Annotated in this window: 15 protein-coding genes; 10 read left to right on the top strand and 5 right to left on the bottom strand. The window is 21.1% G+C overall.

Going from position 1 to position 11,509, the window contains the following annotated elements; translation table 4 throughout:
* On the top strand, positions 1 to 236 hold a 236-nt coding region (locus RDJ14_RS05200; protein WP_308150305.1), incomplete at its 5' end, for a hypothetical protein.
* A gap of 120 nt (positions 237 to 356) precedes the next feature.
* Here the strand turns inward: RDJ14_RS05200 and RDJ14_RS05195 are convergent.
* The 3 genes from RDJ14_RS05195 to RDJ14_RS05185 form a co-directional block, all read right to left on the bottom strand.
* A complete protein-coding gene (locus tag RDJ14_RS05195) occupies positions 357 to 1,226 on the bottom strand; it encodes a replication initiation protein (protein WP_308150304.1) in 870 nt (289 codons plus the stop codon).
* Positions 1,207 to 1,374, bottom strand: a complete 168-nt coding sequence (locus RDJ14_RS05190; protein WP_308150303.1) for a hypothetical protein — start codon at positions 1,372 to 1,374, stop codon at positions 1,207 to 1,209. The genes RDJ14_RS05195 and RDJ14_RS05190 overlap by 20 nt, the downstream gene beginning before the upstream one ends.
* Before the next feature lie 374 nt (positions 1,375 to 1,748).
* Positions 1,749 to 2,660: a replication initiation protein gene (locus RDJ14_RS05185; RefSeq protein ID WP_308150302.1), complete on the bottom strand. Its 912-nt coding sequence runs from the start codon at positions 2,658 to 2,660 to the stop codon at positions 1,749 to 1,751.
* A 618-nt stretch (positions 2,661 to 3,278) separates the two neighbouring features.
* Between RDJ14_RS05185 and RDJ14_RS05180 the strand changes: the two genes are divergently transcribed.
* The 6 genes from RDJ14_RS05180 to RDJ14_RS05155 all read left to right on the top strand — a co-directional run bounded on the left by RDJ14_RS05180 (position 3,279) and on the right by RDJ14_RS05155 (position 6,842).
* Positions 3,279 to 4,139, top strand: a complete 861-nt coding sequence (locus tag RDJ14_RS05180) for a TraM recognition domain-containing protein (protein ID WP_308150301.1) — start codon at positions 3,279 to 3,281, stop codon at positions 4,137 to 4,139.
* A gap of 86 nt (positions 4,140 to 4,225) precedes the next feature.
* Positions 4,226 to 4,678: a hypothetical protein gene (locus RDJ14_RS05175; protein WP_308150300.1), complete on the top strand. Its 453-nt coding sequence runs from the start codon at positions 4,226 to 4,228 to the stop codon at positions 4,676 to 4,678.
* Positions 4,679 to 4,865: 187 nt separating this feature from the next.
* Positions 4,866 to 5,129: a hypothetical protein gene (locus tag RDJ14_RS05170; protein ID WP_308150299.1), complete on the top strand. Its 264-nt coding sequence runs from the start codon at positions 4,866 to 4,868 to the stop codon at positions 5,127 to 5,129.
* Between the two features lie 2 nt (positions 5,130 to 5,131).
* Positions 5,132 to 5,914 (top strand): ParA family protein, encoded by a 783-nt coding sequence (locus RDJ14_RS05165; protein WP_308150298.1) that lies wholly within the window; start codon positions 5,132 to 5,134, stop codon positions 5,912 to 5,914.
* A gap of 134 nt (positions 5,915 to 6,048) precedes the next feature.
* Positions 6,049 to 6,537, top strand: coding sequence for a hypothetical protein (locus tag RDJ14_RS05160; protein ID WP_308150297.1), 489 nt, complete (start codon positions 6,049 to 6,051; stop codon positions 6,535 to 6,537).
* Positions 6,538 to 6,620: 83 nt separating this feature from the next.
* Positions 6,621 to 6,842, top strand: coding sequence for a hypothetical protein (locus RDJ14_RS05155; protein WP_308150296.1), 222 nt, complete (start codon positions 6,621 to 6,623; stop codon positions 6,840 to 6,842).
* Between the two features lie 153 nt (positions 6,843 to 6,995).
* Here RDJ14_RS05155 and RDJ14_RS05150 read toward each other — a convergent pair whose 3' ends face one another.
* Both RDJ14_RS05150 and RDJ14_RS05145 read right to left on the bottom strand, forming a co-directional pair.
* Entirely contained in the window at positions 6,996 to 7,766 is a 771-nt protein-coding gene (locus RDJ14_RS05150) for a hypothetical protein (protein WP_308150295.1), read from the bottom strand.
* Positions 7,767 to 8,029: 263 nt separating this feature from the next.
* Positions 8,030 to 8,611, bottom strand: coding sequence for a hypothetical protein (locus RDJ14_RS05145; protein WP_308150294.1), 582 nt, complete (start codon positions 8,609 to 8,611; stop codon positions 8,030 to 8,032).
* A 461-nt stretch (positions 8,612 to 9,072) separates the two neighbouring features.
* Between RDJ14_RS05145 and RDJ14_RS05140 the strand changes: the two genes are divergently transcribed.
* The 3 genes from RDJ14_RS05140 to RDJ14_RS05130 all read left to right on the top strand — a co-directional run.
* Entirely contained in the window at positions 9,073 to 9,987 is a 915-nt protein-coding gene (locus RDJ14_RS05140) for a replication initiation protein (protein ID WP_308150293.1), read from the top strand.
* 313 nt (positions 9,988 to 10,300) lie between these two features.
* Positions 10,301 to 10,993, top strand: a complete 693-nt coding sequence (locus RDJ14_RS05135) for a hypothetical protein (RefSeq protein WP_308150292.1) — start codon at positions 10,301 to 10,303, stop codon at positions 10,991 to 10,993.
* An 11-nt stretch (positions 10,994 to 11,004) separates the two neighbouring features.
* Positions 11,005 to 11,509: hypothetical protein (locus tag RDJ14_RS05130; protein ID WP_308150291.1), on the top strand; the 505-nt coding region annotated here is incomplete at its 3' end.

Here is an 11,509-nt window from a genome sequence, read left to right as displayed (position 1 = left end):
TAGAAATCCAAGAAACACCACAAATGATTAAAACCGAAAAATGATTTATGCTATGAGCAATATATAGTTCGGTAATAATGATGGTTTGTATTATAACTATTCCACTATCAATCATAAATTTAATCAATATCAAAAAAAAGTGAAAAGAAAAAGAAATTAAAATTAAAGAATTAAAAAAAATAAGTTATTTTAGTAGCGATTGAACTTTAATGCTTGCAAGCAAATTCGCTTTTTAAACAAAAATTTTACAATAATAAAAACACTCAATTTGAGTGTTTTTAAATATAAAACGAAAAAATATACTAGTGCTTATTGGTTCTTTTGAAGAACCAAATAACTATATCATAATTTAAAATTTAATTATCAAAAACAACTTTACTATCTTTATCAATATTTTTTAACATACAATTAACTTTCTCTTGTGATATTGTATTTTGTTGTTTTTGACTTTCTTTTTCTAAATCAAAAAGAGAAACTTGTTTCTTTGTTTTTTTACTAATTGCTGATTTTTCTTTATGAATTCAAGTAAATTCATAATTTTGAACTTTATTACCTATTTTATTCTTTTTATAACTAAAAATTAAACTAGTTTTTGAATTTATTTCTTTTTCTATTTTTTTAAGTGTGTATCGTTCAAAATCAGCACGATTAAATTTACCTTTGTAAACATAATCATCAATATACAATCCTAGTAACTCTTTTAATTCTTTGGTTTTTATATATCTTTGATTTATTTTTTTATTTTCATCAGTTCAACTGCATAATCATTTATATAAAGTTAAACTATGTTTTGATTTTAAGTTTAAAAGACTATCTAAACTAACTTTTGTATAATGATTTATTAACTGTTCAATATAGGGCATAAATTTAGGGTTTATATCTACTTCAAAAAAAGGTTCTTTGTTAAATCATTCAGCATTGCAAATAACTACACCTATTAATTTGCTATCTGTATCTTTTTTTTCAATTTTGGTTAAAGTTTTACTGATTAATTCCAAAATAATTTTTTCATATCTTTTGTACTTATTATTATCAACTAAATTCAATTTTCTAAAAAATTCTTTTTTTTCAATTTTAAAAGTTGTTGGATTTTTTTCAAATGGTTTAATTTGACTAAAAATTAAATGTAAAACTTTTTCTTCTTCAAGTGTAAATTGATTATTTTTTCTTGCTAACTCATTTGCATAATAAATCACAAATTTATTTTTATTTTTTTCATTTTCCAACTTTTTTTGAATTTATTTCTATATTTTCATATTTATTATTATTTGCTCATAATCAATCATAATTTTGACTTTCTTTATCAGTTGGTCATAATTTACTATCATTTATTATTTCATTTTTATGAATATCATATTCATAAATGTTTTTCATATTAACACCTCTTTTAAACTTATTTACATTAAAATTAAATAAAATAAGTAATATATAAAAACTATATTTAGTTTATGCTTATCTTTTAACAAATTTTATAAATTAAACAATCTTTTTTTAAAAAATAAAAAAAAGTTCCTATATAAAATTAAGGAACTAAAGTTTTTAGGGGTTATTTGGAATTTGTGTTTATGATTAAATTATACTAAATATATTTTGAATACAATTTAAAATATCTATTTGATATTAAGATTAAATAAAAAACGTTACTAGTGCTACCCTTCAAAAGCCTCACTAGTAACTAAGTAATTGTACAATAAATTATATAATTTTTGAATTATAAATAATAAGATTTCAAAAAAATATTTTTTAAATTAATTATCAAAAACAACTTGATTGTCTTTATCAATATTAGTTAAAATTTGTTTACTTTGATTATTTTGAAAATCAACATAATTATTTGAAGTTTGCCCATATACTTCTTTTTGTTGTTGAGCAAATTTTTCAATATTAAGTTTTGTACAAAACTTAATATGAGTATTTTTTCTGCCAGTCTTTATAATTTCATAATTCATAATAACATCAGTATTTAATAAATCCTTTTTAATTGGTTCTAAAATCCGTTTTTTTAAATTTTCAGATTTTTTAAAATAACTACTATCTAAATTAATATTTAAAAGTAAAGAAAGTTGTTCAAAATCCATTGGTTGGTGAGTAAATACAACTGACTTAGAAGTTTTGGAACTTACATATAAAAAACTTCGAAAATATTCATATAAAGGTCAAGTATATTTTGTAGTAAGAAATTTTGTATAAGGTAAATAAAATTTTGTAAAATTTTTAATTTGATTTACAAAATGTTTTTCAAAAATTTCTTTATAAATTTTAAAATATATTTTACCAGTATTTTTACGATGTCCGCATTTTAAAAATAAATTTGTAAAATCAAAGTCAAATGGTTCATCATTATACAAAGTTTTAATCTTAAAAGAAGTAAGAATATCCATTTCTTTTTCAATTAAAGTCACTTTTCTACCATTTAATTTAACAAAATCATACATATGATTTAATCCAATTTCATAGTAGTTAGTAAAATCTGCAAGTGAAATATTAAATTCAACAATATCTTTTTTAACTTGATATTGCTTATCACTCAACTTTGCTAATCCAAAGGCAAACAAACGCATAGTCATAATTGTAGTATCAATACTTCTAACTGCTCTTGTTATAACATTTGATTTAACGATAAATTGTTTTTCTTGTTTAATAAGACTTTTATTTTTCATTATTTTTGTGCCCCAACTTCAAAAAAAAAAAAAAAATAAAAATTGACATACCTATCTAAGCAAATATGTCAACTCTAATTATCTTTAAAGTTAAATAGGTGATTAAAGTTTTCCAAGACTGGCCTATTTGCAATAATTATTCAATTTAGGTTAATATTATCACTTTAAAATTTAATTTCAATTTTAAACATAAAACGTGACTAACACCCAGTCTTGGAAACCAATGTCAGTCACAAGAAAAATTATAACTTAAAATTAAGTGTAAGTGTAAAATTTTTATAGTCCGTATTCGTAGTGAGTTATAGTCCGTATTCGTAGTGAGTTATAGTCGGTATTTGTCCCAAGTAATAGTCGGTATTTGTCCGGAGTTCATCGTTTTTATTCATTACTAATATAGACATTTAGGGGGGATAAAGATAATAAAGATATAAATAATAAATATATGTATATAAATATAAGTTAAATCAAACCGTAATTATTATTGATGGAAAAGGTGACGATGGTTTAATAAATAAAGTTAAAACAATTGATAATAATGCTTTTTTTTGAGTTATAGGTGGTAAAAATGTTTACAATCCTTTAGCTTCTAAAAATCATATTATTTTAGCAGATAAAATTATGTCGCTATTTGATTTTACTGAACCTCATTATCAAGCAATAGCTCATAATTATTTGTTATTTTTAATTAAAGTTTTAATAAATAAATCTTTGGATATAACTTTTGAAAATATTGTTAAATATTTTCCTATAAAAAAAGTAAAAACATTGCTTAATAAAGATGATAAAGAATATGATATTTTAAAAAAATTCTTAGATAATGAACATGATATTAAGGGTTTTGAACATCGATTAAGTATTTATGCTGAACAATTAAACAAAAGTATTGGTTATGAAAATGATTTATCAATATTAGTTAAAAATCATAAAGTTATTTTATTTAGTTTAAATTCTTTTAAATATCCTGAGCTTGCAAGTAACATGGGAAAATTACTTATCCAAGACTTAAAAGAATTTGCTACTATAAAACCACAAAATCAAAATATAAATCTTATCTTTGATGAGTTTAACTTATTTGTAACGGATGCCGTTATTAATTTGATAAATAAAAGTAGAAGTTTTAATTATCAATGTTTTTTATGTTTTCAAGAAATTAAAAGTTTAGAAGTTAATAAAAAAAATCTTACTGATATTATTTTTGGTAATGTATCAAATATAATATGTCAAAAAGTTTTAGACCCAAATACTGCTGAATACTTAGCTAAAGTTTTTGGAACTAAAACAAGTGAAGCTTTAACTCATCAAATTGATTATCAAAATTCAAATGTAAATAAAGGTTCAATAAGAGCTGTTGAAGAGTATATTGCTCATCCAAATGACTTAAAAAATTTAAAAATTGGACAAGCATATGTAAAAATATTATTACCTAGTTCAAATCAGTGAATTGATAAAATTGATATTGAAAACTACATTGATGAATAGAAAAGTATTCAAAAATAAAAAGTCGCTAAAAACAGCAAATAAAAGCGAAATAAAGGCATTTTAATAGAAGAATGGAGTAAATTATTATGTCAAATAAAGAAAAGAAAATAATCATAGAAAAAGATATAGTTTGAAAATCATATAATATATTTACAAGTTTTTTTGAGCAAAGCGGTCTTGATGGACATATATCCTTTAAAACTTTAACTACTAAAATGGTTAAAAATATTGATGAGTTAAAAATATTTTTTGAAATAATAAAACAACTTATAGATAAAGAAAAAATTGATAATTATAATAAAAATAGTATATTAAGTATTTTTTTATTTAAAATAATACTTAATAATAAACCAGCCATTATTTTAAAAGAAATAAAAAACTGACTAGTTAAGAAAAATTATAGTGAAGACACTTATTATTTTGCGGATGAATTTGAAGAAGATATGGATGAATTATTACTTTTAATTAATTCATTCTTGGACAAATTTATTATTGAATTAAATATAATAAAAAAAGAAGATTTAAAACTAATTTTTTAATAAATAATTCGGATTTAAAATAATAAAATATTATTTTTAATATAATTAATTTTTTTTATTTAATTTTATTAATTTATATATAAAAATTGAATTTTTAATATATTTAAGTATAATTAGTTTATTATTTAATATAAATATTATTTTTATTAATTATATTAAAAATAATATAATTAGGAGGAAATTAAACATGCCACAAATAAAAAATAAAAAATTTGATTTAACAAGAATTGGTAAAATCCCAAGTCAAGTAAAAAACACAAAAGATTTTAATAATGTTAAAGATTTTAAAAAAGAAAATCATGGAGTACTTCCTACTCTTTCAATACCTAAAGATTTAATAGAACATTTTAGAAAAGAAGCAAGTGAAAAACAATGAAAACTTACAACATTAATGACAAATATTTTGAAAGAAAGATATAAAAAAATTGATAATGAAAGTGAGAACAAATAATTATGAAAATGATTAGTTTTTGTAATAAAAAAGGTGGTGTTGGCAAAACTACTCTTTGTAAAAATATTGCTTATAAATTAGCTTTAGAAGATAAAAAAATTTTGCTTATTGATTTAGACCCACAAGCTAATTTAACCATGGACTTTGCACAAGAAAATATTAAATTCAAAAATTCACTAATGGATATTATCACAACAAAAAATAATATTGAAAATATTGAAATTAATAAAATTATTAAAGTATCTAAATATAAAAATATTGATTTAATATCTGCACAAAAAGAATTAACTAAAAGTTCTTTAATAATTGGAACAATGTATGAAAAACAAGAAATATATAGTATTTCTGATATGTTATATCAATATAATCAAGAAATATTTGATAGTTATGATTATGTTTTGATTGATTATCCACCAACAATAAATGAATTAAGTTTAAATTTTCTGATTCTTTCTGATTTGGTAATAATTCCAATAAATGACGCATTAAGAGCTTTTAAAGGTATTTTAGATTTAAAAGATAATATTAATAAAATATGTAAACAAGAAAATAGAAAAACTCCAAACATGAAAATTGTTTTTAATAATGTAAAGGAGAGTTTTAATTTTGTTACAATAGAAAAATGAATTCAAGATGAAAATTTAGAAAATTTAGTTATAAAAAGTAAAATAAAATATTCTGATGCCTTTAAAACAATTGAAAATGAATTAAGTAGCATTTGAACAAATCCTTATTATTGACGTCAAAAACAAGCTTATGAAGAATTAATTGCAGAAATTATATAAAAAAATAAAAAACCCAACAATTAATTTAATTGTGGGAAAATTCGATTCCTATAGAACCTTGCATAACATAAAGTTATACTTACATTATTATGATAGCATAAAAATAGTAAAAGGTCAATGACTGGAGCAGTAGCATGAAAAATAATCAAAAACAATGAAAACAATATATAAAGGGTATGGGAATTCGTGTCAAAATTACTGATGATATTGATAAAGAAACTGGTAAGCAAAAGTATCGTCCAGCCATAGTTATTAAATCGTATCCAAGTCATGTAAAAGTACAATTGATGACCACTGAGCCAAGTAATCATGATTATTATAAAATTAAAATTAATAATCAAATTCAATATATAAGACCAATATATTACAGAACTATACCACTTGAATGAGTAAATCAAAAATGAATTGATAATAATAAAAAACAAATATTTATCAGTAAAAACAATTCTTTATTTATTAAAATTCAAGAAATGGAAATTAAAGAAAATCTTGGATATAAAATTGATTTAAAAAAAATAAAAAAAGTTTTAAATGAAAATCAAAATTTCAGACAAGAAAATAAACAACTTAAGAAGCAAATTTGTATGCAATCATTAAAGTTAAAAAATCGCAATCATGGATAGATTTCTTTATTAAAAACCAATATGTGCAAAATTAATTTTTAAATCATGTAAAATTATAATAAGAAATTTTAGGGGGTAAAAATATGGCAAATAAAGTTAAAAGACCAATGAACGCTTATATGCTTTTTAGTAAAGAAAAAAGATCAGAGATTATTCAAGAAAAACCTGAACTTAAATCAAAAGTTGCAGAAATTGCAAAATTGATTGGTAATCACTGACAAGAAATGAAAAGCGAAGAGAAATCTAAATATGTGAAAATGGCAGAAGCAAACAAAAAAATATATGAAAGTGAAATTAAAAAATAAGTATCTTAAATTCACTTAAAACAAGCCTAATTAGGCTTGTTTATTTTTTGAATACTAAACCATATAAATTTTTAAATCGTTTGTATATGAGCAAATTTAGTCTCTTAAAATTGATTTTAAATATATAAAAAGATTGCAATTGTAATAGACTTATTATTTTACCATTTTTGGTATTTTATATTCACTTACTGAAATTTGTTCTTGAAATGAATTTATATTTTTAATCATATCTATTGGATTTGAAACATTTTGTATTTGATTTTTTTGAATTTCAGTAAAATAAAATACACAACTATTTAACGATTTCGTTACTAAATCAAATTCTTGTTTTTGAATTTTTAATGTTTTTACATTATTTTTAATAACATTTTGATTATTATTTTTTTTATTTCTTAAATTTAATAAAATATTTTCAAATCCTATTTTTTTATGCTTGTATTTTTCAATTTTTTTTATTAAATTTTTATTTTTATTATAAAAACCCAATGTAAAAATTATAAGTAAATTATTTTTTAATTTACTAATTTTTTTTGAATTTAAAAATGTAATATATTGATTATTTTTTGATATTTCCTCATTTATCTTTTCTAAATATCTAAATTTTATATACCTGTTGTTAAAAATTAATTTTTTATTTTTGCGTTCAATTTTCTCAATAGGGTTTTTATATATGTTTTCTATTTTAGTATATATAACATCAAGTAATCTAAGATTTTCTTTTGCTTCAAAATTTTCATTTTCTAAACCAAATAAAATTTTAGAAATGTTTTCTTTTATTTCGTTTTGTTTTTTAAATTTATTTTTTATCATTTTTAATTCTTCAATTATTTTTTTCTTTAATTCATTTATATTAATAAAATTATTAATATAATCATTAAAAATAATTTCTTGATTTTCAATTGCCATAATTTCAACTTCTTTCAAAATAAAAACTCATTTGCTTTTTAACAAGAAAGCAATGAGTTAAAAACTTATATTAAATTTTTATAAATTTATTATACAAAATATTTTAAAAAAGTTCGCAAATAAAAATTTGGAACTAAAGTTTTAGGGGTTATTTGGAATTTGTGTTTATGTTTAAATTATATTTATTTTTTAAAATTATTTTGTTCTATAAAAAATAAGAACAATTTAATTATAACACTTTTATTTTATATTTTAACACTTATTTATGTAATTAAATAACATTATATGTTAAATATTTCAATTTCATGAACTTCTTTGTGTCAGTTATAATGATTGATTTGTTCTTGTATAAATTTAGCCATTTTTACATCTGGTACAACTCAAATCACTTTATGGTTGTCTTTTATGTGTTCTCGCATATTATCAAGTTTGTCTTCGATACGTTCTTTTGATTTACGTGTTCTTTCAATTTCAACTCAAGTTTTAGTTCCGTTTTCATATTCAATCATTAAATCGGGGTATCTGTCTTGTTTGGAATTTCAACTTTTAAGTTCAAGTTCATTTTCATAACTTGCTATATCTTTCTGTTTAGATAATCATTTAATCATTAAATCTTGGTGAGCAAGTTGGTTTAAATTTAGTTTTGATTTGTTTTTTTCTTTTCCTAAATAACGTTTTCCCAAATTTGAAAGATAGTAAATATTTTTTCTTGTTACTTGATTTATCAAAACTAATTGTTTTTGTTTTATGAATCTTAAGTGAGTTTTTACAGTTTCAATATCTTTGTTTAATAATAGTGCGATTTGATAAGCGTTTAAGTATCCTCATCGGTTAATGATTTCTAATATTTTTAATTGTTCCATTTTTTGAATTCTCCTCAACTTAAAAACCTTAAAAGATTTTTTCTTTCTTTTTGAAGCGACTTCGTCGCGGTCTTTTCTTTCTTTTTTGCAAAAAAGAAAGAAAAGACTAACAATCACTCCCAACGCAAGAGTTGACCCCACAAGCACTTTTGTGCTTGTGGGGTCAACTCTTTGAAAGCACAAAAGTGCTTGAAAGTTGGGAGTGATTGTTAGTCTTTATTTACTTACTGGTAGGTAAATATTATGTATAATTAAATTATAACAAATTTTTATATAAAAATGATAAAATTTACTAAATTTTACTTCATTATATATTCATTATATATTCATTATATATTCATTTATGGTATGCCTTAGACCAATGCCCAAGTATGCCTTAGACCATAAAAAAATATTTATAAGGCATACTTATTAAAAATAATGTTAAAATATAAATTATTATAATATTTGGAGGTTAGGTTATGGAAAATATAAAAAATCAATTTGATTTTTTAACTGTATATTATGCAAATGAATTAGCAAGAAAATACAGTAAATTAACTTTAGAGGAACAAAAAGTTTTACATTTGATTTTTAGTCAAATTAAACCTGATGAAAAAAATCCAACAGTTTTTAAATTAAATAAACTTGATTTTTTTAATAAGTTAGAATTAGAAAGTGAAGATAGATATAATCGCTATCGTAAACTTATACAAGGTTTAATTAAAAAAAGTTATTTTGAAATTAAAGATATAAAGGGTAATGAAACGATAGGAGTAGTTATACATAAAGCAAAATGATATAAAAACGAACCTTATTTTGAAATTTTCTTAGATGAAGATTTTATGCCATATTTAGAGCAATTAGTTAAAATTGGATATTATACAAAGGTTAATTTAAATAGTGTTTTGAAATTAAAATCAAAACATTCTTTGACTTTGTATAAATGGTTATGTTCTTGAACAGATGAAAGTAAATTACAAAGTCAAAGATACATAACAACCAAAGATTTAAAAGAATTATTTGGTTTGTCTATTGATGATTATGTTTATAATGGTAAATTCAATCGTGCTCATTTTGAAAGAAAAACAATAAAACCCGCAATTGGTGAAATAATTTTAAAAACAGATTTAGCAGTTTCTTTTAAAAAAAATAAAAAAGGTAATTTTGTTCAAAATTATGAATTTATTTGAACACAAAAAGAAGAAAATTTTAAGAGGGATAAAAAAACTAAATTAATTTTGAATAAAAAGATAAATTATGAACAAAACCTAACATTGGGAGATAAAATTGATAAAGTACAAACTTCAACAAAAAATTCAATCTCACAAGAACAAATCAATCATATGTTAAATAATATTGATAAAGATAATCAAGTTGTTTTTGATAAGGGGTAAGGGGGTATAATATGTTTGCAACAAAATGTAAAAATGAAACTTGTAAGTTTACATTTACAGTAGGTAGTGTGAATATGTTAAATTTTTTAAAACTGTCAATGCTTTGTGATAAATGTGAGAAATGCAAAAGTAACCTTACCCCTACCCATTATATTCAAAAATAAAACATCGCTAAAAACAGCAAATACGAGCGTTTTAAGACTATATAATTAAAATATAAGTTTTTTCACATTTATTATTATTTTTTTAAAAAGTTGTAATATGAAATTAAGATTTTAGAGTTATTCAAAATAAAATAAAAGGAGAAAATATTATGAAAAAACTTATTGCAACTGGATTTGTACTTTCAACATTGTTAGGTACAACACCACAAATTAGTACTTTAACAACAACATCAAATTTAAAAACAAACAATATAAACAATTCACAAAAATTAAATCTAACTCCGGCAGATTTTGAATATATAAAAAAATATTTTAGTTCAAAAACTGAACAAGAAAAACAAGAATTAAAAGAAAATTTACTAAGTGCTATTAGTTTAAAAAATGATGTAGTTGTTTTTGATAAATTAAAATTAAATCAAAAAATATGAGATTTAAAAATTTATCAAATTATTACAAGTTATGAATATTTAAAAACTTTAAATTGATATTATAAAAATAAAATTCTAACTTTTGATGAACAAGGAAAAGCACATTTTAATTTTCCATTAATACAAAATGTTAAAGGTAATGTATGACTTGAAAGTTATTGATATTGATTTGGATATTGTAGATTACATTTAGATTCTAGTGCTATTGAAGCATTTATTGACCATAGTGCAGAAGCAACTGAAATTGCACAACAAATTGCAGAAATACCAGGATTAGATATTGCAGCAGTAGCAGTAGCTGGTATCATGACAGGATATTCCTTTACATTGAAATCTTATGATTATGGCAATGGTGCTTGGTTTGCATTTTATATGCCAGTTATTTTTATACCTCTTGGATTTGGAAGTAATTAAAGGTGGTTTAAATGTTTAAAAATCTATGAAAATTTTTTAAAAATGATCTAATTTGAAAAAAAATAATGAAAATATGCGTTATTTATTCTACTTCTCTTATATTATCTTTTTGATTTTTTTTAAGTCTTATACTGATTGTAGGGATTCCAAATAACTTTAAAAATATTGATAAAAGTGTTTTTAAAGGTTTTATTTTTGTTTTTCAAACATCTATAATTTCATATAGTTTAAGTATTTTTATAGTTAATAGTAATGAAATTCAACAACAAAAATATCGATTTTTATGATTATTTTTGTTTTTTTTAGCATTAAATCTTTTGGGAATTATTAGTATTTTATTACTACTAAAAAAACAAAAAAACAAAAATGATGTTATAGAAATCCAAGAAACACCACAAATGATTAAAACCGAAAAATGATTTATGCTATGAGCAATATATAGTTCGGTAATAATGATGGTTTGTATTATAACTATTCCACTATCAATCATAAATTTAATCAATATCAAAAAAAAGT

The organism is Spiroplasma sp. AdecLV25b, assembly GCF_030913225.1.
Classification (GTDB): Bacteria; Bacillota_I; Bacilli_A; order Mycoplasmatales; family VBWQ01; genus Spiroplasma_E.
Note: the sequence above shows the minus strand (reverse complement) of the source record. Positions and strands in the feature narration are given on the sequence as shown.